The sequence below is a fragment of the Rhodoferax sp. GW821-FHT07F03 genome (genome assembly GCF_059418745.1).
The window spans coordinates 53,022-79,688 of sequence record NZ_JBWKQM010000015.1 but is presented as its reverse complement, the minus strand read 5'-3'; the positions used below and the strand labels follow the sequence as shown (position 1 = coordinate 79,688).

Sequence of the window (26,667 nt, the reverse complement as noted above, 5' to 3'; positions counted from 1 at the left end):
TCAATTCAAAGAGGAATCAAAATGAACTTCAAGAACTTCACCGTCAAAGGCCAACTGGGTTTTGCCTTCGGGCTACTGGCTGCATTGGTATTGGCCATCTCCTGCGCCGCCTTGTTCACATTGAACAACACCAACAACCATTTCACGGAATACAACCATGTCAATGTTGCCCAGTCCCAACTGGTGGCAGATGTGCGTGGAGCGGTCAACCGCCGAGCCATCGCAGCACGCAATCTGGTACTGGTCACCACTCCCGAAGATCTTGCCGCAGAGCAACAAGCTGTGACGCAGGCCCACCAGGACACCCAGGATTCCCTGCTCAAACTGAATAACGCCATCAAACAAAACCCGCAGATCAGCGCCGAAGAACGCCGCCTGGTCGATGAAATCAACCACGTCGAAACCCTGTATGGCCCAGTGGCACTCGACATCGTAAAGCTGGCGCTGGATGGCAAAAAAGAAGAAGCCATTGCCAAGATGAACAAGGAATGCCGCCCCCTGCTGGCAGCCTTGCTTACAGCAGCCAGAAAGTACCAAGAGTTCAGTGTCAAGAGTGGAGCCGAAAGTGTCGCCGTCGCAGGAGCCGACTACAGCCAAGCAAAATTTTTGCTGATAACCGCCAGCCTGGTAGCGATGGCTGCAGCCGTGGCATTGGGTGTTCTCATCACCCGCAACCTGGTGGGCGCCCTGGGTGGTGAACCCGCAGCTGCGGCAGACCTGGCCCGTGCCGTGGCCCAAGGCAACCTGACCATGCCCATCACCGTCAAGCCCGGCGACAGCACCAGCCTGATGGCACAGCTCAAAGCCATGCAGGACAGCCTGGTCAGCGTGGTGTCCAATGTGCGCCAAAGCGCCGATGGCGTCGCTACCGCCAGCGCCGAAATCGCCCAGGGCAATAGCGATCTGTCCAGCCGCACGGAACAACAAGCCAGCGCGCTGGAAGAAACCGCCGCCTCCATGGAAGAACTCTCCAGCACTGTCAAGCAGAATGCCGACAGCGCCCACCAGGCCAACCAATTGGCCGTCAATGCGTCCACTGTTGCCATCCAAGGCGGCGAGGTGGTCAGCCAGGTGGTGGACACAATGAAGGGCATCAACGACAGCTCGAAGAAGATCAGCGACATCATCAGCGTGATCGACGGCATCGCCTTTCAAACGAACATCCTGGCACTGAATGCCGCCGTGGAAGCCGCCCGTGCCGGAGAACAAGGTCGGGGCTTTGCGGTGGTAGCCAGCGAGGTACGCAACCTGGCGCAACGCAGCGCCGCCGCCGCCAAGGAAATCAAGACCCTGATCGACAACAGCGTGACCCAGGTGGAGCAAGGTACCACCCTGGTGGCCAAGGCCGGCACCACGATGACCGAGGTGGTCACCGCCATCCGTCGCGTGACGGACATCATTGGCGAAGTCAGCTCGGCCAGCAGCGAGCAAAGCCAGGGCGTGGCCCAGGTCGGCGAAGCCATCACCCAGATGGACCAGGTCACGCAGCAGAACGCGGCCTTGGTCGAAGAGTCGGCCGCAGCCGCCAACAGCCTGCAGAGCCAGGCCGAGCAATTGCTGCAGTCGGTGGCCGTATTCAATCTGGGTACGCATACAAATACCAACGCCACGCCGACCACGCACCGGCAAGAACAGCGCAGCCCTACACGCACCAACAATGTTGTGCGCCCCACGTTCGCTACCAGCAAGCTTGCAGCCCCCAAGCCCTTCACACAAAAAGCCGCGCTTGCTGCGACCGGCACTGATGGCTGGGGCAGCTTCTAAAAACCCCGGCGGGCGGGTACACGGCCCGCCAACGGCAAACACCGAGGTCCCTGCCGGGTGCTGAATCAGCATCCGGCAGGGACCTCGGTGTTTATGCAGGCTGCAAACGATTTAATTACTATCTATTTCATAGCTACTAGCGCAGGCAATACCTGCGCCAGAGGCATAAAAGCTTATAAGTTCTAGCCCTCAAACTGCGGGTGCAGCTGGCGAATCTTGGTCATGGCCATGCCGGCGGCGGCGGTACGTGTCTCGACCCCCATCTTCACGTAGACGCGCTCCAAGTGCTTCTTCACCGTGGCCGGGCTGCTGCCCAGGATCTCGCCGATGTCGCGGTTGGTCTTGCCCTTGACCACCCAGTACAGCACCTCGGCCTCGCGGCCGGTGAGCTTGAAGCTCAGGCTCATGGCCTCGATGACGGCGGCGTCGGACACCTCACGCATCACGATCAGCCAGTCGCCACCGCCCTCGCTGTCGCCGGTCTGCTGGTGCAGGCGAAAGCTGAGGCGGCGCGCGCCCTTCTCGAAGCTCAGGCGCGGCGGCTCGATCTGCTGTTCTGCCGCCGGTAAATGCAGCTGCAGCCAGTCCACCACTGGCTGCGGGGTCTGCGGCGCGCTGGTGCCAAAGTAGTCCAGCAGCAGATCGCGGGCCAACGCGGTTTGCCACATCAGCTTGCCGTCGCTGGCACGCACGGTGATGCTGGCGTAGCCAAAAGCATCCAGCGCATTGCGGGCCTGGCCGGCCTGGTGCACCTGCTGGCGGGCTTGGCGGGCGCCTTGCAAATGCACATTCATGCGGGCCAGCACCTCCTTGGGTTTGATGGGCTTGGTGACGTAGTCCACACCACCCGCGTCCAGCGCGGCCACCAGGTGCTCGGTCTCGGTCAGGCCGGTCATGAAGATGATGGGGATGTGGGCCGTGGCCGGATTCGCCTTCAGCCGGCGCGCAACCTCAAAGCCGTCCATGCCGGGCATCATCGCGTCCAGCAACACGATGTCGGGCAGGGCCTGGGCGGCACGCTGCAGTGCAGCTTCGCCCCGGGTGGCGACAAGCACGGTATAGCCGGACTCGTCCAGCGCGTCGTGCAGCACGGCCAGGTTGTCGGGCACGTCGTCCACGATCAGCACCACGTCGCTGTTGCGACGGTCCAGCGTGGTGCCCAGCGGGTCAGGCATGGCGGAGGAAATCGGCTTAACGGGCATGGGCGTTGTCGGGTGCCTGGGCCAGCAACTGGCCTATGGCTTCAAACTGGAATTGTTGGGCCAGGGCGCGCACTTCCTGCACCAGGCCCTGGCATGCTGGCTGGGCGGCGTCCAGCGCCGCCAGCTGGTTGAGGATACCGCGGTAAAAGCCGAGTTCGGCCACCTCGCGCAAAGCCTGCAGGCTGGCCGCATCGGGCCAAACCCGCGCCGGCGGCGGCTGGGGCGCAGCGGGCACCGTCGCGGCGGCATCCGTCCACTGCAGGCCCAGGCGTCGCTCCAGCCAGTCCAGCAGCTCGCTGTGGCGTACCGGCTTGGTGATGAAGTCTTCGGGGCGTATGCCCACGTCGTTGTCCAGCCCCTTGTCAAAGGCGTTCGCCGATACGACTGCAACATGCGCCTGGATGTGGCCATCTGCGCGCAGCCGGCGTATGGTTTCCCAGCCGTCGATGCCGGGCATGGCCAGGTCCATCAGCACAGCATCAGGGCCGTAGCCGGCAGCCAGCAGATCCAGCGCGTCGTGGCCGCTGGCGGCGGTGCGCACCTCAAAGCCCAGGGGCTGCAGCAGCTGCACCAGTAGCTCGCGGTCGGGTTCCTCGTTGTCCACCACCAGCAGCTTACGGCGCGCGCCCAGGTAGGCGCGGCGCACACGCGGGACGGCGGGCCGCAAGGCCTTGGCGTCACCTCCGCGAATTTCGGGTAGGAACAGCTTGACGCGGAACACCGCGCCCTGCCCCGGCGTGCTGGTGACCGTCATCTCGCCGCCCATCAGGTCGGTCAGCATCTTGGCGATGGTCAGGCCCAGGCCGGCGCCGGGCGCGCCCGGATTGGCGGGGGCGGACGAGGTGCCGCGCGCAAACGGCTCGAAGATGCGCTCCAGCTCGTCAGCGCTCAGGCCCGGGCCGGTGTCTTCAATGTCGATCACCGCCATCTCCAGCGCATAGCGCACGCGCAGGCGCACATGGCCGCTGGCGGTGAACTTGATGGCATTGCCCAGCAGGTTGATGAGGATCTGGCGCAGCCGCTTCTCGTCGGCGCGCACCTGCTCGGGCAGCACGCCCTGTGGGTCGAAATGAAAAGCCAGGCCCTTGGCGCGCGCCTGGGGTTCGAACATATCGCCCATCTCGTGCAGCAAATCGGCGAACGGCATGGGCTTGGTGGCCAGGGTCAGCTTGCCGGACTCGATGCGCGCAATGTCCAGCGTGCCTTCGATCAGCGACAGCAGATGCTCGCCGCCGCGCCGTATGACGCTGACCGCCTGCTGCCGGTGTGGCGGTACGCTGGCGTCTTCACCCATCAACTGAGCGTAGCCCAGGATGCTGTTGAGCGGGGTGCGCAGCTCGTGGCTGATGGCGCTGATGTAGCGGCTCTTGGCCTGGTTGGCCTGGTCGGCCGCGCGCTTGGCTTGCTCGGCGATCTGCCGGGCCTGCTCGGCCACCAGCTTGGCTTCTTGCAGGGCGCGATCGGTCTGCTGGTGCAGGGCAATTTCGCGCTGCAGCAAATGCGTCTGGCGGTTCGATTCCTCTTGCGCCACTTGGCGGCTTTTGTGCGCCAGCACCAGCCACCAAGACACGATGCCGGCCGTGACGATCAAGGCCATATACGCTTTGACGAAACCGGAACGCAACGCCTGGCTAGGATCAAAATCAAGCTCTGACGCAGATTCCACCAGCGCACGCAGCTCTTGAAAATATAGCAATCCAAACAAGGTGGCCAGCACCGGCACCACCACCAGCATCAGCAAAATGAAGTGTGCCAGGCCGGTGTCCAGGTAAGGCCATATGCGCTGCGGCAGCAGCCAGCGCAGCGCCGCCGCCCACTGGACCGACAGGCTGGCCTGGGGTTTGCACAGATCGCCACAGCGCGCATCCAGCGTGCAGCACAGCGAGCAGATGCTGCCCTGGTAGGCCGGGCAATGGGCCATGTCGGGCGACTCGTATTCACGCTCGCAGATCACGCAGCGCTGCACCTTCAGGCGCTGGTAGCTGCCTGCGTCCACGGGGCCGGCGGCAACGCTAGTCGCAGCGCCGGGCCGCCCCAAGCGCGACGCCACCCCCTCGGGGGGCAGCGCAGCACACGCAGTGGCAAGCCTGGGGGCCACACCGTTCCAATCCGACTGCGGGCCGCGGGCGATGTAATAGCGGCCTTTGGTCCACCACGCCAATATCGGCGACGCCACCAGGGCCGTGCCCAAAGCTATCAGCGCCGAAAACGCATGCGCCAGCGGGCCCAGCAGCCCCATATACGCCACCATGGACAGCATGGAAGCCAGCGCCATCGAACCCACGCCTACGGGATTGATGTCGTACAGATAGGCGCGCTTGAATTCAATGCCCGGCGGCGACAGACCCAGCGGCTTGTTGATGACCAGGTCGGCCACCACGGTCATCATCCAGGCGATGGCCAGGTTGGAGTACAGGCCCAGCACATCGCCCAGGGCCTCGAACACATTCATCTCCATCAGCATGAAGGCGATCAAGGTGTTGAACACCACCCACACCACCCGGCCCGGGTGGCTGTGGGTGATGCGCGAAAAGAAGTTGGACCAGGCCAGCGAGCCCGCATAGGCGTTGGTGACGTTGATCTTCAACTGCGACAGCACTACGAAGGCCGCCGTGACCGCCACCGCCCAGCCGTACTGCGGAAACACGTACTCGTAGGCCGCCAGGTACATCTGGTTCGGGTCCACCGCGCGCTCCGGCGGCACCATATGGGTGATGGCCAGGTAGGCCAGCAGCGCGCCGCCCAGCATCTTCACCATGCCCAGCAGCACCCAGCCCGGCCCGCCGGCCAGCACACCCAGCCACCAGCGCCCCCGGTTGGTGGCGGTCTGCGCCGGCATGAAGCGCAGATAGTCGGCCTGCTCCCCCATTTGGGTAATCAGGGCAATGCCCACCGTGAGGGATGCACCAAATGAGAGCAAATTAAATCCCTCACCCTGGCCAGAAACACCAGCATAGTGCGCGACTGCACCAAAAACGCCCGGCTCGCGCATCCACACGTAGGCAAACGGCACGACCAGCAGCGCCAGCCACAGTGGCTGGGTCCAGACCTGCAGCCGGCTGATGGCCGACACCCCGTGCGTCACCAGCGGTATCACCACCAGCGCGCACACCAGGTAGCCCCAGCGCGGTGGAATGCCCAGGGCCAGCTCCAGCGCATAGGCCATGACGGCCGCCTCCAGCGCGAAGAAGATGAAGGTGAAAGACGCGTAGATCAGCGAGGTCAACGTGGAGCCGATGTAGCCAAAGCCCGCGCCGCGCGTCAGCAGGTCCATGTCCACCCCGAAGCGGGCGGCATAAATGCTAATCGGCAGGCCGGCCATGAAGATGATCAGTGCCGTGGCCAGAATGGCCCAGAAGGCGTTCACAAAGCCGTACTGCACCAGCAGCGTGGCGCCCACCGCCTCCAGCACCAGGAAGGACGCGGCACCAAAAGCCGTGTTGGCCACCCGCCATTCGGACCATTTGCGAAAGCGCTGCGGGGCAAAGCGCAGGGCGTAGTCTTCCAGCGTCTCGCGCGCCACCCAGCTGTTGTAGTCGCGCCGGACCTTCACCACATGCTGTGGCGCGTCGTTCAAAGGTATGTGTTCTGCATCTTGCACCCCCATAGCCTCGCAGTTTCCAGGCCACCGGCCGGCTGTGCAATGCGCCCAATGGCGTACGCCGGGGCACAGGGATTGCTACATACTTGTCTAATAATCCGATGCAACTTTCACACACTGAGCCCTTATGGAACTAACGCCTCGTGTTCGGCCTGCCTTTGGCGGCCGCGCGAGCTAATACTTGAGTGAAACGAAATGGAACTGACACCTCGCGAAAAAGACAAGCTGCTGATCTTCACCGCCGCCCTGCTAGCCGAGCGGCGCAAGGCGCGCGGCCTGAAGCTGAATTACCCCGAAGCGATTGCCTTCATCAGCGCCGCCGTGATGGAAGGCGCCCGTGACGGCAAGAGCGTGGCTCAGCTGATGAGTGAGGGCCGTACCGTGCTGGGCCGTGCCGACGTGATGGACGGCATCGCCGAAATGATCCCCGACATCCAGGTCGAAGCTACCTTCCCCGACGGCACCAAGCTCGTCACCGTGCACCAACCCATTGTTTAACCACCGTTTAACCCACCGGACGCCCACACCATGCGCACGCCCTCTCTACGCACTATTGTTTTGATAGCTTCTGCCGCAGTATCTACGGGCGCAAGCGCCCATTTAGGCACTGATGCCGGGATACACCATGCATTTCTGGACGGTCTGGTGCACCCGCTGACCGGCATGGACCACTTGGCCGCCATGGTCGCCGTGGGCCTGTGGAGTGCCATGACGGCACGCCGCGTCTGGCTGGCGCCCATCGTGTTCGCCGGCATGCTGCTGGTGGGCGCGCTACTAGGCCTGGGCGGGCTAGAGCTGCCGGCGGTGGAGCCGATGATCGCCGCGTCCCTGCTGGTGCTGGGCCTTCTGGTCGCTACGCAAGCCAAGCTGCCGGCTGCGCTGGCGACGGGCCTGGTCGGCGCATTCGCAGTGTTCCACGGCGTGGCGCATGGCACCGAACTGGCCGGCGGCGACAACGGCTGGCTGCCGCTGGTGGGCATGCTGGTGGCTACCGCCGGCTTGCACCTGGCGGGCGTGGGTATCGGCCTGGCGATGCGCGCGCATAGCACCTGGTGGCCGCGCGCCATCGGCTGTCTGGTCACGCTGCTGGGCGGCGCATTTCTGCTGCAACTGGTTTAAGAGGTATTGGCCATGACCCCAGGCGAACTCCTCATAGACGCGGGCGAGCACGCCCTGAACACCGGGCGCCGCACGGTGACCCTGGTGGTCAACAACACGGCCGACCGGCCGATCCAGGTCGGCTCGCACTACCACTTTGCCGAAACCAATGGCGCGCTAGGCTTTGACCGCGCAGCCGCCCAGGGCATGCGGCTGAACATCGCCTCCGGCAGCGCAGTGCGCTTCGAGCCCGGCCAGCAGCGCACGGTGGAGCTGGTCGATTTCGCGGGTGAACGGGTGGTTTACGGCTTTCGCGGCCTAGTGCAAGGAAAACTCTGATGGCAACGATTGGACGCCGCGCCTACGCGGAAATTTTTGGCCCCACCACCGGCGACCGGGTGCGCCTGGCCGACACCGACCTGCTGATCGAGGTCGAGAAAGACTACACCCTGGGCGCCGGCGCCTATGGCGAGGAAGTGAAGTTCGGCGGCGGCAAGACCATCCGCGACGGCATGGCGCAAAGCCAGCGCATGAACAGCGAGGGCGCTGTGGACTGCGTGATGACCAACGCGTTGATCCTCGACCACTGGGGCATCGTCAAGGCCGACATCGGCCTCAAAGGCGGGCGCATCGTCGCCATCGGCAAGGCCGGCAACCCCGATGTGCAACCCGGCGTGGACATCATCATCGGCCCGGGTACCGAGGTCATCAGCTGCGAAGGCAATATCGTCACCGCTGGCGGCATCGACAGCCACATCCACTTCATTTGCCCGCAGCAGATCGAGGAAGCCCTGGCCAGCGGCGTCACCACCATGATGGGCGGCGGCACCGGCCCGGCCACCGGCACCTTTGCCACCACCTGCACGCCCGGCCCCTGGAACATTGAGCGCATGCTGCAGGCGGCGGACGCCTTCCCCATGAACCTGGGCTTTCTGGGCAAGGGCAATGCCAGCCTGCCCAACGCGTTGCACGAGCAGATCAACGCTGGCGTGATCGGCCTGAAGTTGCACGAAGACTGGGGCACTACGCCGGCCGCCATCAGCAACTGCCTGGATGTAGCGGACGCCACCGACACCCAGGTCGCCATCCACTCCGATACGCTGAACGAGAGCGGCTTTGTCGAAAACACCATTGCCGCCACCAAGGGCCGTGGCCTGTGCGCCTTCCACACCGAAGGCGCCGGCGGCGGGCATGCGCCGGACATTCTGCGGGTGGTGGGCGAGGCGAACTTCCTGCCCAGCAGCACCAACCCGACCATGCCCTACACCGTGAACACGCTGGACGAGCATGTGGACATGCTGATGGTCTGCCACCATCTGGATGCCAGCATCCCCGAAGACCTGGCGTTTGCCGAGAGCCGCATCCGCAAGGAAACCATTGCCGCCGAGGACGTGCTGCACGACCTGGGCGCCATCAGCATGATGAGCAGCGACAGCCAGGCCATGGGCCGGGTCGGTGAAGTCATCCTGCGCACCTGGCAGACGGCACACAAGATGAAGCAGCAGCGCGGCAGCCTGCCCGAGGACAACAGCCGCAACGACAACTTCCGCGCCAAGCGCTATGTGGCCAAGTACACCATCAACCCGGCGATTGCCCACGGTATCAGCCACGAAGTCGGCAGCATCGAGGTCGGCAAATGGGCCGACCTGGTGGTGTGGAAGCCGGCCTTCTTCGGCGTGAAACCTGCGCTGATCCTGAAAGGCGGCTTCATCGCCATGGCCGCCATGGGCGACCCGAACGCCAGCATCCCCACGCCGCAGCCGGTGCATTACCGCCCCATGTTCGGCGCGTACGGAAGTGCCCTGGCCCGTGGCTCGCTGACCTTTGTGTCGCAGGCCGGGTTGAACGCCGGCATCCAGGACAGCTTTGGCCTGAAAAAGACCCTGAGCGCAGTGAAGAACATCCGTGGTGTACGCAAGCAGCACATGGTGCACAACAGCTATCTTCCCAAAATGGAAATCGACGCCCAAACTTACAGCGTGCGTGCCGACGGACAATTGCTGACCTGCGAAGCAGCAGTAAGCTTGCCCATGGCACAACGTTACTTCTTGTTTTAATGCTCCAAACCTCCAAACTCATCCCCCAAGGCAAGGGCCTGGCCCCTGCCCTGCTCAAACGCGCCAGCACCGTGGAGCTCGACTGGGACGTGCGGCAGAAAAGCCGCTTCGACGCCACCGATTCGCTGGACCGCAAGCTGGGCGTCTTCTTGCCACGCGGCACTCTGGTACGCGGCGGCGACGTGCTGGTGGCCGAAGATGGCTCGCTAGTGCGGGTACTGGCTGCACCCCAATCCGTGCTGGTCATTACTGCCTGTACCAGCCACGGCTCGCCCTTTGACCTGACACGCGCTGCCTACCACCTGGGCAACCGCCATGTGCCAATTGAACTGCAGCCCGACCACCTGAAGATAGAGCCCGACCACGTGCTGGCCGACATGCTGCGCGCCATGCACCTGGACGTGGTGGAAGCCAACGTGGCCTTCGAGCCCGAAGGCGGCGCCTACGCCTCCGGCGGCCACAGCCATAGTCACGACCACGCGCATGGCCATAGCCACGAACATGCCCCCGCCACGCATAAGCCGGTGAACATCCCCATCGCCGCCGCACCGCATGTGCACGGCCCCGGCTGCGGCCACGACCATGGACATGACCACGGGCACGGCCATTCCCACTAAGCCCATGACCGTGCGCAGAGTCCGCCCGTTAACACCAGCTATCCGCCGCCATCCTGCCAAAGCAATTAGCAACCCAGTCAGCGCAAGGGACTCGGCCAGGCCTGGCCTGTTGCAGCTGATATGGCTGGCATCACCAGCTCTGCCCGTGGGGGGGTTCTCCTACTCAGAAGGGCTGGAAGCGGCCGTAGACCGTGCGGGAGTAGCTACAGAAAGTAGAGCATCTGACTGGTTGGTGGATCAACTGCATGTAAGCCTGGCACGCGGTGACCTGGCAGCCATCGCCAAAGCCATTCCCGCCTGGCGGCGCGGCGCCGTCAAGGATGTCGCCGAACTGAACGCCTGGGTGCTGCAGACCCGCGAAAGCAGCGAATTCCGAGCCCAGGCTGAGCAAATGGGCCGCTCGCTGCTGGACTGGCTGCGCAACCACAACACCGCCAGCCACGAACAGATTGCGGCCTGCGCCCAGATGCAGCCCACCTACCCTATCGCCTATGCCCTGGCCGCCTCCGCCACCCAGGCAACATTGCGCGACTGCCTGCTGGCCTACGCCTTCGGCTGGGCCGAGAACATGACCCAGTCGGCCATCAAATCCGTGCCGCTGGGCCAAAGCGCCGGCCAGCGCATACTGGCGCGCCTGGCAGCCGACATCCCCTCCGCCGTGGACCAGGCCATCCAGCTCCCAGACAGCCAGCGCCAGGCTTTCTCGCCCATGCTGGCCATTCTGAGCAGTCAGCACGAAGTCCAATATTCAAGGCTTTTCAGGTCCTAGCGCTTATTTTGCCTGCGCAAGCAGCTCATTTCTTAATAGCAAAACACCATGTCTTCTCTGCACCATATCGCCAACCGCACCAAAAAACTCCCGCCCCTGCGCGTCGGCATCGGTGGCCCCGTGGGCTCCGGCAAAACCACGTTGCTGGAAATGCTTTGCAAGGCCATGCGCGACAAATACGACCTGGTGGCCATCACCAACGACATCTACACCAAGGAAGACCAGCGCCTGCTGACCGTCAGCGGCGCCCTGCCCGCCGACCGCATCATGGGCGTGGAAACCGGCGGCTGCCCGCACACCGCCATCCGCGAAGACTGCTCCATCAACTTGGAAGCCATCGACCGCATGCTGGTCGAGCACCCGAACGCCGATATCGTGTTTGTGGAAAGCGGTGGAGACAACTTGGCAGCGACCTTCAGCCCCGAGTTGAGCGATCTGACCATCTACGTGATCGACGTGGCCGCCGGCGAGAAAATCCCGCGCAAAGGAGGCCCCGGCATCACCAAGAGCGACCTGTTCGTCATCAATAAAACCGACCTGGCGCCGCACGTGGGCGCCAACCTGGACATCATGGAATCCGACACCCGCCGCATGCGCGGTGCAAAGCCGTTTGTGATGACCAACCTGAAAACCCTGACCGGACTGGCCGAGGTGGTTAGCTTCATTGAGACGAAGGGCATGCTGGCCCAGTAAAATCAAGGGCTTAGCAAGTTTCACCGCGCACAGCGGTGCCACCCACATGACCTATAGCGTCAAAGAGATTTTCTACACCCTGCAAGGCGAAGGCGCCCAGGCAGGTAGCCCCGCCGTGTTCTGCCGCTTTGCGGGTTGCAACCTGTGGACCGGCCGCGAAAGCGACCGCGCCACCGCGATCTGCCGTTTTTGCGATACCGACTTTGTGGGCACCGACGGCACGCTGGGTGGTAAATACACCTCCGCCGATGACTTGGCCGATCTCATCGAGGCCCAGTGGCCCGCTGGCGAAACCCAGAACCGCCTGACCGTTTTAACCGGTGGTGAGCCGTTGCTACAGGTAGATACAGAACTGGTCGCAGCACTGCATACCCGAGGCTTTCGCATCGCCGTGGAATCCAACGGCACCGTACGCGCACCCGAAGGCATAGATTGGCTTTGCATCAGCCCCAAAGCCGGTGCGCCATGGATACAACAGCAAGGGCAGGAACTCAAGGTGGTATGGCCTCAACCCGGCCTGGATCTAGACACGCTGGCCCGCACCGGCCAATTCGCGCATCGCTTCCTGCAGCCCATGGACGGCCCGGAACAGTTGGCCAATATGGGCCTGTGCATAGACACCTGCATGCGCCAGCCCACCTGGCGCCTGAGCATCCAGACCCACAAAATCAGCGGCATCCGCTGATCCCCCATTTTTGTTTGCGAGTATTCCCATGCAGCTGACCATCAGCCAACGCTTCTATTTCGACGCCGCCCACACACTTCAACGCGAAATTGAAACAGCAGGTAGTCGCCGCATCCATGGCCACACCTACCATGCAGAGGTCAGCGTGACTGGGCCGCGCGATCCGGTGAATGGAATGGTGTTGGACTTGGGATTTTTGCGTCAGCGGCTAGAAGGCGTGCGGGAGCAACTGGACCACCATTTTCTGGACGAAGTCCCTGACCTCGGCACCCCAACTCTGGAGAACTTGTGCATGTTTATTGCTGCACAGTTGGCAGACATCCATCCACGCGTCAATAGGGTTCGGGTTTGGCGCGATGCAATCGGCGACGCATGCGTGCTGGATGTCCCATAAATAGGGTACGTTTTGTAACAGTGGGGTAAATACCAAGGTTAGAATCATGGGCTTGGAAGCGTGGCAGAGTGGTCGATTGCACCGGTCTTGAAAACCGGCGATGGGAAACTATCCGTGAGTTCGAATCTCACCGCTTCCGCCAAATTGGCAGATTGGCAGATTGGCAGATTGGCAGATTGGCAGATTGGCAGATTCATAGTTAACGATTAAGGGCCATGTCGTTTTGACCCATTCCTTTCGTCTTTGACTGCAAGAAGTTTAGCTGCGTTGCACGCCAGTCAAACTTACTTAGTTCGTACATATCCCCCTCGCGCTTAACCACGCCTGTACACATCAGGTTCTATGCACCATAGAGCCCACTCCAAAGAATTTCAAAGAATGAGTCCATATACGCCAAATATCGATCCCATAAAGCCTCGTTTTTTTATCGACACACGCGGCTTTTTACTTTTCATGGCAATGGCGTTTCAAGCATGAACCCACATGCAGCCGATCCAACTTCCCCTTTAGCCTTAGTCCGCAGTCTTTCACGCAACCGCCAGCTCATTGTGCAGATGACCAAACGGGAAGTAGTCGGCCGATACAAGGGGTCGGTAATGGGCATGGCTTGGTCATTCTTCAACCCTATATTTATGCTGGTGATTTACACCTTTGTCTTCTCGGAGATTTTTAAATCCCGTTGGGGTGGTGTTGAGGGGGACAACAGCAAGACCCAATTCGCCGTGGTGTTATTTGTCGGCATCATTGTACTGAACCTATTCAGCGAAGTAATTAATCGTGCACCCTATTTAATTGTAGGCAATGCCAATTATGTAAAAAAGGTGGTTTTTCCCATAGAAATATTACCCATTATTTCCATCAGTGCCGCGCTTTTTCACACCCTAATAAACCTCTGCGTACTACTAATAGCCTTTGTTATTTTTAATGGTTACTTGCACTGGACTGCAGTATTTATTCCTTTAATACTGTTACCACTCGCGATTCTCGCTACGGGATTCGCCTGGATTCTTGCATCCTTAGGTGTATTTTTGCGCGATGTTGGGCAAACTATTGGCATCCTCACTACCGTACTGATGTTCCTTTCACCCGTGTTTTTCCCAATAACTGCAGTACCAGAGCGATTTCGTCAGTTCATCATGGCCAATCCACTGACCTTCATTATCGAACAAGCCCGCGAAGTGCTGATTTGGGGGCACACACCGAGCTGGATTGGATTAAGTTTTTATACCATCGCCGCTTCTGTCTTTGCTTGGGCAGGCTACTCTTGGTTTCAAAAAACCAGAAAGGGATTTGCTGATGTCCTTTAACGACACTACACATTCGACTGGTTCTAGCAATATCATTTGGCACCATGCCACAGTTACTCGAACACGCCGTGAGACGCAAAACGACCATCGCGGCGCTATCGTCTGGTTAACCGGATTGTCCGGTTCAGGAAAATCGACGCTGGCGCACGCTGTCGAAGAAGGGCTGCACCAAATTGGCTGTCGCACTTTTGTTATGGATGGGGACAACGTGCGCCATGGTCTTTGTAGCGACTTAGGATTTTCCGATCAAGATCGTAGAGAAAACATCCGACGCATCGGGGAAGTAGCAAAACTTTTCATGGAGGCCGGGGTAATAGTACTAACCGCATTTATCTCACCCTACCGTGCGGACCGTGAATATGCACGCAGTATGGTGGAATCCGGAGACTTCATGGAGATCTATTGCGACACCCCCCTTGATGTTTGCGAAATGCGGGATGTAAAAGGACTTTACGTAAAGGCTCGTGCCGGCGAAATTGCGGAATTTACCGGTATATCGTCACCCTATGAAAAGCCAATAAATCCCGAGCTTGTTGTGAATACTGGAACAATATCTTTAGATGCCTGTGTGCTGCAAGTTATTACCGAAATAAAAAACAGAGGCATTTTTCCACTGCACCCACCACCAGCGGTAGGACAAAAAAACAAGAAACCTCCCAAGAAAGCGGCTCACAGCCATGAATGATATCGCCATTCGTGCACACAATCTAAGTAAGTGCTTCCAGATCTACGACTCTCCACACGACCGACTCAAGCAGTTCATCATGCCTCGCTTTCAAGGCATAGCAGGAAGAATACCCAAACAATACTTCCGGGAGTTTTGGGCACTACGAGATGTTTCTCTCGAAATCAAAAAGGGGGAAACTGTCGGCATCATAGGCCGTAATGGCTCCGGCAAATCCACCCTACTGCAAATCATCTGCGGCACGCTTAATCCGTCCAGCGGTAGTGTGGAAACCCGTGGTCGTATCGCAGCCTTACTGGAACTTGGCTCTGGATTCAATCCCGAATTTACCGGGCGCGACAACGCGTACATGAACGCGGCTGTGCTCGGTTTAAACAGGGCTGAAGTGGACGCCCGCTTTGATGACATTGCATCCTTCGCGGATATCGGCCAGTTCATCGACCAGCCTGTCAAAGCATATTCCAGCGGTATGGTGGTCCGACTAGCATTCGCTGTAGCGATTAATGTTGACCCTGAAATCTTGATTGTCGATGAAGCGCTCTCCGTCGGCGATGAACTCTTTCAACGTAAGTGCTTTTCACGCATCGAAGCGATCAAAAACAAGGGAGCAACAATTCTTTTTGTATCCCACTCCGGCGGCACTATTGTGGAGTTATGCGACCGTGCAGTACTCATGGACTCTGGTGAAAAGCTAGCGGCAGGAATACCCAAACAAATCGTGGGCCGCTATCAAAAGTTACTTTATGCTCCAACGGACAAACGTGAAACTATGCGGGAGCAGATTCGTCGGGCAGACGAGTCTATTATGACGTCAGTTCATATCGTTGAACAAGCCAGTCTCAAGACGCAATTCCAAGAGCCACAAGAAAATTTTGACCCTTATCTCAAACCCAGTAGCACCATTGAGTACGAATCCCATGGCGCCTATATCAATTCCCCCATCATTTTAACGCTATCAGGTGAACAGGTTAACAACCTGATTCGAGGGAAGACATATCGTTATGTCTATACCGTTCAATTCATCAAGAGTGCCAACAATATCCGGTTTGGCATGCTTATTAAAACAACATCGGGCATTGAACTTGGTGGTGGTTCTTCTGCGAATTCACCGCGTGAAAGCCTCGCCAGCGTTGAAGCGGGATCCAGCTATCGCATTGAATTTCGCTTTCACTGCACACTGAATACGGGCGTCTATTTCTTAAATGCTGGCGTCAGTGGAGATGTAAATGGCACTGAAACCTACTTACACCGATTGATTGATATCGCCATGTTCCGAGTTCAGCCTAACACGGGAAGCCTCACAACTGGTATTGTTGATTTTGGTTGCTACCCGGAAATTAAGTTGCAACAAGTTCACGTTTGAATAATAGATAATTTATGGAAACAAATAACAAGAAGCTGATTGTCGTACTGGGAATGCACCGAAGTGGGACCAGTGCCATTACGCGCGGACTGCAGGTTATGGGTGTGAATCTTGGCGACAACATGTTGCCGCCAGTTGCAGGTGACAATGCAAAAGGGTATTGGGAAGACATTGACATTAATGCACTCAACATTGAAATGTTGTACGCAATTGATAGCGAATGGTTTCACCTATCAGCAATCGATTACATTGATGTAGAAATATTACGAAAAAAGGGATTTTTTCTTCGAGCAATTGATATTCTTCGAAAGAAAATTGACGCGCACTCTTCTTTTGGATTCAAAGATCCACGCGTAGCAAAATTACTACCATTTTGGTCAGAAGTATTCAAGCATTGCCAATTCGAAGTGAGTTATGTAATAGCATTACGTAATCCACTTAGTGTGGTTAAATCCCTGACCAAACGAGGTGATCTTGAATCCACTCAAGGCTATCTGCTATGGCTAGAACATGTCATTTCAAGCTTCAAGGGCAGCGCCAAACATAATCGAATAATTGTTGATTATGATCATTTGATGCAATCACCAGACATCGAAGTTACGCGAGTTGCAAAATGCATTGGTCTTGAAATAAATTCCACAGAACTAAAAAATTATAAAACAGAATTTCTAGATGAAGAGTTGCATCACAATATTTATCATTTAAATGATCTATTGCAAGACAATACCTGTCCTCATATTGTACAAGAGATCTACAGCGCCTTACTAGACGCGGCATCCGAGAAAATAAATCTCGAAGATTCAGAGTTTCAGAAAAAAATAATATATTGGATAAATGAATTTGAACGCCTAAAGTCACCTTTATTACTTGTAGATAGACTCTTCGCGCAGAAAAAAAATGCGCAACAGGCAGTAGCTGAACGAGATGCACAGATTGCCGACCTAAACCAAGCAGTAGCTGAACGAGATGCACAGATTGCCGACCTAAACCAAGCAGTAGCCGAACGAGATGCACAGATTGCCGACCTGAACCAATCAGTAGCCGAACGTGATGGACAGATTTCCGACTTGAACCAAGCAGTAACCGAATATGATGGACAGATCGTCAACTTGAACCATACTGTGGCTGAACGCGATAGGCATATCTTAGCCCTCTATAACTCAAGCAGTTGGCGAATTGCCGCGCCAATACGTTTAATCACGCATCAAATAAAACGCATCACCCATGTTGCGAAATTGACTGCCCCAGCAATAAAGCACGGTGGCGGTCTGAAAAATACCGCGAAAAAAGCACTACAGTTATACCGCCACGATGGATTTTCAGGTGTGAAACGCGGCTTGCGCAAGGTTGCAGTGACAACGCAAACCGTACCAACAGAAGGTTCCGATATTTTTGATCGAAATGATTACACCGAGTGGATAAATAGATTTGACAGATTAAATGAAGAATCTCGAATTATTTTTCGCAAGAAAATTGAGGAATTCCCCCAAAATCCTCTTATTTCCGTGGTAATACCGACATATAACTCAAAAACCACATGGTTAATTGAAGCCATTGAGTCAGTGCGCAATCAAATTTATCCTCACTGGGAACTTTGCATTGCCGATGACTCGTCTACCGACAAAGCTATCAAACCACTTCTTGAGCGTTACGCTCAAGAAGATACACGTATCAAATTGGCTTTCCGAAAAGATAATGGACATATTTCTGCCGCCTCCAATACAGCCCTTGCATTAGCTTCGGGTGAATGGGTTGCGCTATTAGATCACGATGATTTATTGGCAGAAAATGCACTATTTTTTGTAGCAGATGCCATTATTAAAAACACCGATGCAGCACTGATATATTCAGACGAAGACAAAATAACCGAAAAAAACCAGCGCTACTCTCCATATTTCAAGTGTGAATTCAATTATGAATTATTTTTAGCACAAAACATGATTTGCCACCTAGGCGTATACAAACGAAGTTTAATAAATAAATTAGGTGGATTTCGCGTAGGGTTCGAAGGTGCACAAGATTACGATTTGGCACTTCGTGTAATTGAAAATATAAAAACCAGCCAGATCGTACATATACCACGAATCTTATATCACTGGCGAGCTATAGCAGGCAGCACAGCACTTGCTTCCAACCAAAAAAATTATGCAGCGCAAGCTGGTCAGAAAGCAATACGAGAACATCTAGCACGGATTGGAAAAATCGCAACTGTGACATCTGCGCCAGAGGCCCCGGCCTTGAATCGCGTGCGCTTTTCTGTACCCAATCCAGCTCCATTGGTCAGCATCATTATACCGACCAGAGATCACGCCAATTTAGTTTCCATGTGTGTTGAATCCATTTTAAATAAAACAACATATAAAAACTATGAAATAATCATTATGGACAATGGAAGCATTGAACCCCAAACTCTTCATCTTTTTGACACCCTAAAGAAGAAGGGTATTCGAATAGAGCAGGATAGCTCACCGTTTAATTTTTCATCGCTCAATAACCATGGTGCAAAAATTGCCAAAGGTAATATTTTATGCCTTATGAACAATGATATTGAAGTTATAACTCCTGATTGGCTGGAAGAAATGGCTTCATTTGCCAGCCAACCTGAAGTTGGCTGTGTTGGTGCTCGACTATGGTATCCAGACGGACGCTTGCAGCATGGGGGGGTTATATTAGGTATAGGTGGTGTTGCAGGTCATTCACACAAATATGCGCAAAAAGGATTCCCTGGATATTTTGGACGAGCAGTACTGCACCAAAGTTTTAGTGCGGTGACTGCCGCGTGCTTGGCTGTTCGTCGTTCAGTTTTTGAGCAGGTAGACGGTCTAAATGAGTCCTTGGCAGTTGCGTTCAATGATGTTGATTTTTGCTTGCGTGTGCGTGAGGCTGGCTTCCGAAATGTTTGGACGCCCTATGCTGAAATGGTGCACCACGAGTCTGTATCGCGAGGTCACGAAAACACTCCAGAGAAGCAGTTACGTTTTTCTAATGAAGTCCAAAAGATGCATGAGCGCTGGGGCATGCAACTTACAGTCGACCCTGCCTATAGCACCAACTTGACAATTGACTCTGAAGATTTCAGCTTAGCTTGGCCTCCACGGGCATTTCAATATACTGAGACGAGAACTTAATCATTATGAGTTCCAAAATTGAATTACCCACATCAAACACGAATCGAATAATTGCCGTTGATTTAGATGGAACCCTCATTCGAACAGACATGCTTATTGAAAGCATTTTTTTACTGTTGCGGACATTACCACATAAGTTTTTCGAATCTATATTATGGCTAATAAAGGGAAAGGCATATTTTAAAAATAAGGTAGCAGACAATGTGGCTCCCTCCGCAGCCACTCTGCCTTACAACGCAAACTTGTTGTCCTGGCTAAGTGAACAAAAAGCATTAGGAGCATCCCTGATTCTTGCAACAGCGTCCGACTCGCGTCTGGCCCATGCAATTTCTGACCATCTGCAAATATTCGACAAATTTATTGGCACGAAAGATACCAATCTTGCAGCCGAGAACAAACGTGACGTACTGGTCGAACATTACGGGCGAAATGGCTTTGAATATGTAGGAAACTCAAAAGCAGATATTTCTGTATGGGAGGTTGCAAGTGTCGTACATGTCGTAAATCCGGAGCGGGGGGTACTGGCCAAGGCTGTGGCGATGGGACGTATTGGCAAAATATTTGATGATCACCCAGGCTACTTTAGTGTGCTACGCAAGGCACTTCGCCTGCATCAATGGGCAAAAAACCTGCTGGTATTCGTACCTTTACTAGCCGCTCACAAAATTACAGACTTCAATTTGCTCATGAACGCCCTACTGGCGTTTATGTGCTTTGGGGCATGCGCTTCTAGCGTATATCTGCTGAACGACATGCTTGACCTGCAAGATGATCGGCAGCATCGCACCAAACGCAACCGTCCTCTAGCCGCAGGGACTTTTCCGGTATTCCATGCAATCCTGTGGATTCCCGGTCTCCTAGTGTCCTCGTTTGGTGCGGCGCTGTTATGGCTACCTGTGCAGTTCTCGGTGGTGCTGCTCGCTTATTACGCTCTGACATTGGCCTATTCACTTTCGCTCAAACGTATAGTCATGTTCGATGTGGTTGCACTGGCAATGTTATATACCGTGCGGGTGGTAGCGGGTGCAGCTGCCACTGCGTTAGCGACGACATTCTGGATTCTTGCTTTTTGTATGTTCATTTTTCTCAGCCTCGCGTTTGTCAAACGCTATACAGAGCTGTATGACGCACGAGAAAAAGGCCATCAAAAAAAAGCGCCGGGTCGTGGCTATGTGGCCTCAGACTTCGAACTTCTCGCCTCACTAGGCGGTTCCGCAGGATATTTATCCGTCCTGGTTTTGGCCCTGTATATCAACGACACATTGGCGCAAGCGTTGTACAAGCATCCGCAGTGGCTGTGGGCAGCCTGCCCATTGCTTCTTTTCTGGCTAAGTCGCGTCTGGATCATTGCTCACCGTGGAGAAATGCATGATGACCCCATCGTGTTTGCGCTACGCGATCACACGAGCCGGTGGGTTGGTATTTGCTTTTTTGGGATTTTTGCCTTGGCGTCATTTTGATGCCTATGCTTGAATCTTGGGGGCGCTACCCTCACCACCCGCAAACTCCGCACACCATAACCTGGCCGACAGAGGTGGCTGCTGCCGTAGCCCAAGTTAACAGCTTAGGCCACGGTGCAACACTGGCTTTTGGACGTGGCCGCAGCTATGGTGACTCATGCCTAGCCCAGGCTGACCACGTCATCGCGTTGGCCAGTATGGACCGCATCATTAGCGCAAACTGGCAGACCGGACTCGTTGTGGCGCAGGCTGGTCTCAGCCTGGACACCCTCATTCAGCTCGCATTGCCGCATGGTTGGTTTGTGCCGGTAACACCAGGTACAAAATTTGTAACCTTAGGCGGCGCCATAGCCAATGATGTGCATGGTAAAAACCATCACATTGCAGGCACTTTCGGCCGGCATGTGCGCAAAATTGTGCTCTACAGGTCTGACCAAGGGGTAGTTGAATGCACCCCACTACAAAATGCTGAACTCTTTAACGCCACCGTGGGCGGGCTGGGCCTGACCGGCATTATTCTGTCCGTTGAACTGCAGTTGCGTACCGTGTCTTCAAGCGACTTGACCCAAACCAGCATCAAGTTCGAGAATCTTGAAGAGTTTTTTGCATTGTCGACACAGCACGATTCCAGCAACGAATACACCGTGGCATGGATCGATTGCCTAGCAACTGGAAAAAACATCGGCCGCGGACACTATATTGCAGGTAACCATGCTACGACTGGGCTACTTGAGGCCGCGGCCCGCAGCACAAGGCGTATGCCGTTTAATCCACCCTTTTCATTGGTCAATACAGCTAGCTTGAAGCTATTCAACAGCTTGTACTACCAGCGACAACAACGCAAAAAAGTACAAACACGCGTTAATTACAACCCCTTCTTTTACCCGCTAGACCAATTACTGGAATGGAACCGAATCTACGGTAAAGCCGGATTTCAGCAATACCAGTGCGTTGTGCCCAAACAGGATGGTCAACGGGTTATTGGCGCAATTCTTGAAGAAACTGCCCGAAACGGGGCCGGATCGTTCCTTGCTGTACTCAAGCAGTGCGGCGACATCCTGTCGCCAGGCCTGTTGTCCTTCCCAAAATATGGCGTCTCGCTGGCGCTAGATTTTGCCCAACGCGACAACGTTAACGCCCGTCTCTTTGCACGGCTAGACGCGCTGGTCCACGAGGCTGGTGGCCGCCTTTATCCAGCGAAGGACGCACATATGAGTGCTCACCATTTCCAACAAGCCTATCCCGCTTGGTCAACCGTAGAAGCATTGCGCGACCCGGCCTTAATGTCGCGTTTCTGGCATCGCGTTACCCGTTAATTAGCTTTCTATTTATGACTAAAAAAAATATTCTCATTATCGGCGCAACCTCTGGTATTGCAGAGGCGGTAGCCAGGCGTTATGCAAGCCAAGCTTGCAACTTTGTACTGGTGGCGCGCAACCAGGAAAAACTGGACACCATCGCATCCGATCTGACTGCCCGCGGAGGCGCCGCAGTGCGTACATACGTCTGGGAAGCAAGCGACGCCGCGGCCCTGCCCGCGTTAGCCAATTTCGCGTGGGATGCATTTGGAAGCATTGATCTCGCCCTGGTAGCGCACGGCACCTTGCCGGACCAAACCCGCGCCCAAGGCGACTTGGCTTATGCCATTGAGCAATTCCGCACAAACGGTGAGAGCGCCATAGCCTGCATGCTGGCTATTAGCGGCAAATTTGAGGCTCAAGGCAATGGTGTTCTTGCGGTAATCGGCTCTGTAGCCGGTGACCGAGGTCGCGGCAGCAATTATGTGTATGGCGCAGCTAAGGCTGCCGTGGATGCATTTGCGTCAGGCTTGCGTGCCCAACTATACAAAAAGGGCGTACACGTATTAACCATCAAACCCGGGTTTGTAGCCACGCCTATGACGGCCGAACTCAACCTGCCAGCACGTTTGACGGTTAGTGCGGATCGTGTGGCTGCAGATATTCAGAATGCGGTTGAGAAAAAAAATGGCACCCTATATACGCCATGGTTTTGGAAATTTATTATGTATGCCATCAAAAATATACCTCTACCCATATTTAAACGGCTCAGTTTATAAAACAATCATGACTCAAAAAAATTAGCCCACACCAAATACAAGTCTGATTCAACAAAAAAAGCCCCTTATAATATAAACTTATCTTAAAAATTTAATTCAATCGACATAAACACCGACTCACATACGTGCTTATCTTCTCAGTGGTCCACATCACATCCAAATGAATAAAACCATCAAAATCAACTGTACGCCACACCAATACTCGGTTACAGAACCATCGCACTGAACACGCAACAGTTGACAGAATTGGCTTGAGGTCTGCACTAGCACTGGAGTTCAACAGCTCCCCCCAACTGCCACTTTAGGTTTATTTTTGAGAATAAAAAAAACTGCATTTCAAATCCTCTCAATCATCAAAATTAATCGCATGAAACAACCAAACAATTTTCCAATTATTTTCAAAAAATTGATTTGGAGTGTCGCTTGCATCTTGCTTCTAATTGGCGTGATTGTTTCGTATGTTCCATTTTATCCCCAGTTCCCATCCAACGACTTAGATCCGTCATGGGCGCTAGGAATGAGTCACGCGGTCGAAAATGGCATAGGCATAGGTAGAAAAATTGCATTTACATTTGGACCACTTTCAAACCTTTATACCTCAATTTATTCCGGCACATATGATTTCGTATACCTACAGTTATCCATATACATATCATTATCCTTATTCATAGGAGTATACGCAATACTTCACAATGAAAAAAAATATATTACCATGCTTTTTATTGCCGCAATAACTCTCGCATTCGGCTATAGAAAAGATGCCTTTTTTATGTTAATCCCCCTTCTTTCTACGACCACCTTATTCACGGGATTATCAGAAAACACCGTGAAGCCTCGCAAAAAAATTTTTTTATTCCTATTCATTCTGCCGTCACTTGGTTTATTACCGCTCATTAAATTGAGTTTTTCAGCTATTTGCGGATTTTGCATTATTCTAAATTTCCTTTTTCTTATTCACGCACGGAAATATTGGATTTCTTTTTTTTCAATACTAATTCCAATTACATCCTGCCTGGTTATTTGGGTTACTTTTGGACAGCCGCTATCAGATTTCCATCTTTATCTGGAAAATGCTCTCCCAATCATATCGGGATATACCGAGGCCATGGCAATCGATGGAAAATTACGCTTGGTATATTTATTTATTTCCGGCGCCATCATTTTAATATTAGCATTTTTCGATGCACGCCGCGTAAGAAAAATTCCAGCACTAGCAACAACCTGCCTATGCGCTGTTTATTTATTCCTTGCATTTAAAGCAGGCTTCATTCGGGATGATAGTCATGCTGCATTAAGCGGCCTAGCGTTAATAATGATTGCATTAATATTATGGCCCTTTATGCAGCCGTCTCTACGCAGTTTCTTCGGGGTTCTTGTTGCAATCGTTGCAGGCCTTATCGTGCTTGCCGCAAATGCCGTAACCAATCCACATCAGGTCGCGAATCAGACGTTAGACAGAATTAAAAAGGCGATCGAAGGTATAGAATATAGAATTACTTCTCCGCAGAAATTCAATCAAGAATTTCTTGCTAGAATGCAAAATATCGCCACCCAAACCGGGCTTCCACTGTTAAATGGAACAACGGATATCTATTCCTACGCTCAAGCTGCCCTACTTGCCTCGGGCTCTAAGTGGAACCCCCGTCCGGTATTTCAGAGCTACTCCGCATATACACCATCATTGCTTAAATTAAATTCCGACCATTTAATCGGCGAGCATGCTCCTGATAATTTAATATTTACTGTTCAGCCGATTGATGGACGACTCCCCACGCTTGAGGATGGATTAAGTTGGCCATCCATTTTAAGCATGTATGATCCGATCACCATGGTGGGCGACAATATTATTTTGCGTCGAAATGAATTCGAAAAATCAAAACTTATTAATTTAGGAGGTATGACTTCTCGTTTTGATGAGGCTTTTGCCATTCCTGAATTTGATGGGCAAGTTTATATGACAATGTCATTGATGCAGAACTTCTTCGGCAAGGCAAAATCATTGCTATTTAAACCATCCAAATTAACTATCAAAGTTAAATTTCTAAATGGCCAAGTTAATGAATATAGAATTGTTTCCGGAATGACTCAGACACAATTCCTTATTTCTCCAGTTGTGGAAAGCGGTCGTGAATTCATGACCCTTTATGCTGGAACGGATTTTTTAAACGGAAAACGTGTTGCCAGCGTAGAATTGCATGAGAAAAATGGAATTAAATTAGAATGGCAACGGGAATTCAGTGTCAAATTCTACGGATTGAAGGTGCCTCAAAGGAATCGGGCCTTTGAAATGCTTGAAATAACTAAACCTTCAAAAATAAATGCACCGGCGCTCGGGCAATGTGTAGGCTCGATTGACACGATAAATGGAGCGCTTGCCAAACCAGGAACCACTAATGTCAAAAATTATCTCTCCATTAAAGGATGGAATACTACAAGCACTGATCGTTTTCCAGAGGATGTGGAAACAGTTATTCTTTTAACATCTGGATCTGACGTCTTTGAGGCAAGGACTTTAGTTAACAATCGACCAGATGTAGCCACCCACTTCAACGCTTCATCCATGGAGCGCTCTGGATACAGTGCCATTGTTGATGTCGGAGGGCTATCCGGCCCTTACAAGCTGGGATTAGGATTAAAAAAGCATGGAAATATTATTCGTTGCCCTCAATTTAAAAATGACATTGAAATTCAATAAGTTATCAACTCAAAAAGACTAAATTACATTCAATTTGATAAATAATAAAATTCACCCCAAATCACCCACAGCAATTCCATTAGCATATAAATACCACCCCCAATGATCTCTAATTTATTTTACAAAAAATATTAAATGAGCATCAAAATAATACTGCCTGGCGGCGCTGGCTTGGTTGGTCAAAATCTTGTTGCTCGGCTCCGAGCAAAAGGATGTACCAATATCGTCGTTATCGATAAGCACAAAACAAACATTGAAATTCTGAAAAAAATTCAGCCCGGTCTTACTGTTGAATTAGCCGATCTTTCAAGGCCTGGCGCATGGCAACGCCATTTTGAAGGAGCAGATGTGGTGGTTATGCTGCAAGCCCAGATTGGTGGTTTAGATTACCAAGATTTTGTTGACAATAACATTACCGCGACAAAATTGATTCTGGATGAAATCAAGAAATACAAAGTGCCACGTTTGGTACACATCAGCTCTTCAGTGGTGGAATCCGTAGCTGATGACTTTTATACCGATACAAAAAAGAAACAAGAGAAGATGGTACTGAGTAGCGGCATTACATGCCCCATCTTGCGACCGACTCTGATGTTTGGTTGGTTTGATCGCAAGCACCTGGGTTGGCTCTCTCGATTTATGGCGAAAGTTCCAGTTTTCCCTATTCCTGGTGACGGCCGCTTTATGCGCCAGCCGCTGTATGTTGGCGATTTTTGTAATGTGATTATCAGCTGCATTGAAAATGATGCCCGCAACGGTATTTACAATATTACGGGGCATGAGCGGGTAGATTACATTGATATTATTCGAGAGATAAAAATCGCAACAAAAGCCAAGACACGTGTGCTCAAGATTCCATATGGAATTTTCTATGTACTTCTGTGGACTTGGGCATTGTTTGACAAGAATCCCCCCTTCACTACGCAGCAACTACAGGCCTTAGTGGCCAAGGATGAATTTGAAGTCATCGATTGGCCAGGAATTTTTGGCGTGCGGTCCACTCCTTTTTCTGAAGCGATTTATGAAACATTCAACGATCCGGTTTACGGCCAGGTAGCATTGGATTTCTAAG

At 53.9% G+C, this 26,667-nt stretch carries 21 protein-coding genes and 1 tRNA gene; 20 read left to right on the top strand and 2 right to left on the bottom strand.

What is annotated here, in order from left to right; all coding sequences use genetic code 11:
• Positions 1-21: 21 nt before the first annotated feature.
• Positions 22-1,764 (top strand): methyl-accepting chemotaxis protein, encoded by a 1,743-nt coding sequence (locus AC07R0_RS21795; RefSeq protein ID WP_495106426.1) that lies wholly within the window; start codon positions 22-24, stop codon positions 1,762-1,764.
• A 182-nt stretch (positions 1,765-1,946) separates the two neighbouring features.
• On the opposite strand, the gene AC07R0_RS21790 is transcribed toward AC07R0_RS21795, so the two are convergent.
• Both AC07R0_RS21790 and AC07R0_RS21785 read right to left on the bottom strand, forming a co-directional pair.
• The gene (locus tag AC07R0_RS21790) at positions 1,947-2,939 is read right to left on the bottom strand and encodes a response regulator (protein ID WP_495075088.1); all 993 of its coding nucleotides are present in this window, start codon (positions 2,937-2,939) and stop codon (positions 1,947-1,949) included.
• 16 nt (positions 2,940-2,955) lie between these two features.
• A complete protein-coding gene (locus AC07R0_RS21785) occupies positions 2,956-6,573 on the bottom strand; it encodes a hybrid sensor histidine kinase/response regulator (protein ID WP_495106425.1) in 3,618 nt (1,205 codons plus the stop codon).
• Positions 6,574-6,762: 189 nt separating this feature from the next.
• Between AC07R0_RS21785 and AC07R0_RS21780 the strand changes: the two genes are divergently transcribed.
• From AC07R0_RS21780 to AC07R0_RS21690, 19 genes are all read left to right on the top strand, one after another.
• Entirely contained in the window at positions 6,763-7,065 is a 303-nt protein-coding gene (locus AC07R0_RS21780; protein ID WP_495074931.1) for an urease subunit gamma, read from the top strand.
• A gap of 30 nt (positions 7,066-7,095) precedes the next feature.
• On the top strand, positions 7,096-7,686 hold the full coding sequence (locus tag AC07R0_RS21775) for a HupE/UreJ family protein (RefSeq protein ID WP_495106424.1): 591 nt from the start codon (positions 7,096-7,098) through the stop codon (positions 7,684-7,686).
• 12 nt (positions 7,687-7,698) lie between these two features.
• Complete coding sequence (locus tag AC07R0_RS21770; RefSeq protein ID WP_495106423.1) at positions 7,699-8,004, top strand: urease subunit beta; 306 nt, start codon at positions 7,699-7,701, stop codon at positions 8,002-8,004.
• Positions 8,004-9,722, top strand: coding sequence for an urease subunit alpha (gene ureC / locus AC07R0_RS21765; protein ID WP_495106422.1), 1,719 nt, complete (start codon positions 8,004-8,006; stop codon positions 9,720-9,722). Before AC07R0_RS21770 ends, ureC begins: the two co-directional genes overlap by 1 nt.
• Complete coding sequence (ureE, locus tag AC07R0_RS21760) at positions 9,722-10,339, top strand: urease accessory protein UreE (protein ID WP_495106421.1); 618 nt, start codon at positions 9,722-9,724, stop codon at positions 10,337-10,339. The genes ureC and ureE overlap by 1 nt, the downstream gene beginning before the upstream one ends.
• 4 nt (positions 10,340-10,343) lie before the next feature.
• Positions 10,344-11,108, top strand: coding sequence for an urease accessory protein UreF (locus AC07R0_RS21755; RefSeq protein ID WP_495106483.1), 765 nt, complete (start codon positions 10,344-10,346; stop codon positions 11,106-11,108).
• 48 nt (positions 11,109-11,156) lie between these two features.
• Positions 11,157-11,801 carry an urease accessory protein UreG gene (gene ureG / locus AC07R0_RS21750; RefSeq protein WP_495106420.1) on the top strand — a complete coding sequence of 215 codons (645 nt, stop codon included), beginning with the start codon at positions 11,157-11,159 and terminating at the stop codon, positions 11,799-11,801.
• Positions 11,802-11,847: 46 nt separating this feature from the next.
• Complete coding sequence (gene queE / locus AC07R0_RS21745) at positions 11,848-12,486, top strand: 7-carboxy-7-deazaguanine synthase (RefSeq protein WP_495106419.1); 639 nt, start codon at positions 11,848-11,850, stop codon at positions 12,484-12,486.
• Between the two features lie 28 nt (positions 12,487-12,514).
• On the top strand, positions 12,515-12,880 hold the full coding sequence (locus AC07R0_RS21740) for a 6-carboxytetrahydropterin synthase (RefSeq protein ID WP_495106418.1): 366 nt from the start codon (positions 12,515-12,517) through the stop codon (positions 12,878-12,880).
• Between the two features lie 54 nt (positions 12,881-12,934).
• Positions 12,935-13,022 (top strand) — tRNA-Ser (locus AC07R0_RS21735).
• 331 nt (positions 13,023-13,353) lie between these two features.
• Positions 13,354-14,187 carry an ABC transporter permease gene (locus AC07R0_RS21730; RefSeq protein ID WP_495106417.1) on the top strand — a complete coding sequence of 278 codons (834 nt, stop codon included), beginning with the start codon at positions 13,354-13,356 and terminating at the stop codon, positions 14,185-14,187.
• Positions 14,177-14,872 (top strand): adenylyl-sulfate kinase, encoded by a 696-nt coding sequence (gene cysC, locus AC07R0_RS21725; RefSeq protein WP_495106416.1) that lies wholly within the window; start codon positions 14,177-14,179, stop codon positions 14,870-14,872. Before AC07R0_RS21730 ends, cysC begins: the two co-directional genes overlap by 11 nt.
• Positions 14,865-16,235 carry an ABC transporter ATP-binding protein gene (locus AC07R0_RS21720; protein WP_495106415.1) on the top strand — a complete coding sequence of 457 codons (1,371 nt, stop codon included), beginning with the start codon at positions 14,865-14,867 and terminating at the stop codon, positions 16,233-16,235. Before cysC ends, AC07R0_RS21720 begins: the two co-directional genes overlap by 8 nt.
• Positions 16,236-16,249: 14 nt before the next feature.
• A complete protein-coding gene (locus tag AC07R0_RS21715) occupies positions 16,250-19,363 on the top strand; it encodes a glycosyltransferase (RefSeq protein ID WP_495106414.1) in 3,114 nt (1,037 codons plus the stop codon).
• Positions 19,364-19,368: 5 nt separating this feature from the next.
• On the top strand, positions 19,369-20,823 hold the full coding sequence (locus AC07R0_RS21710) for a UbiA family prenyltransferase (RefSeq protein ID WP_495106413.1): 1,455 nt from the start codon (positions 19,369-19,371) through the stop codon (positions 20,821-20,823).
• On the top strand, positions 20,823-22,139 hold the full coding sequence (locus AC07R0_RS21705; protein WP_495106412.1) for an FAD-binding oxidoreductase: 1,317 nt from the start codon (positions 20,823-20,825) through the stop codon (positions 22,137-22,139). Before AC07R0_RS21710 ends, AC07R0_RS21705 begins: the two co-directional genes overlap by 1 nt.
• A gap of 14 nt (positions 22,140-22,153) precedes the next feature.
• Complete coding sequence (locus AC07R0_RS21700) at positions 22,154-22,900, top strand: SDR family oxidoreductase (RefSeq protein WP_495106411.1); 747 nt, start codon at positions 22,154-22,156, stop codon at positions 22,898-22,900.
• A 367-nt stretch (positions 22,901-23,267) separates the two neighbouring features.
• The gene (locus AC07R0_RS21695) at positions 23,268-25,595 is read left to right on the top strand and encodes a hypothetical protein (RefSeq protein ID WP_495106410.1); all 2,328 of its coding nucleotides are present in this window, start codon (positions 23,268-23,270) and stop codon (positions 25,593-25,595) included.
• Between the two features lie 135 nt (positions 25,596-25,730).
• Positions 25,731-26,666, top strand: coding sequence for an NAD-dependent epimerase/dehydratase family protein (locus AC07R0_RS21690; RefSeq protein WP_495106409.1), 936 nt, complete (start codon positions 25,731-25,733; stop codon positions 26,664-26,666).
• Position 26,667 lies beyond the last annotated feature (1 nt).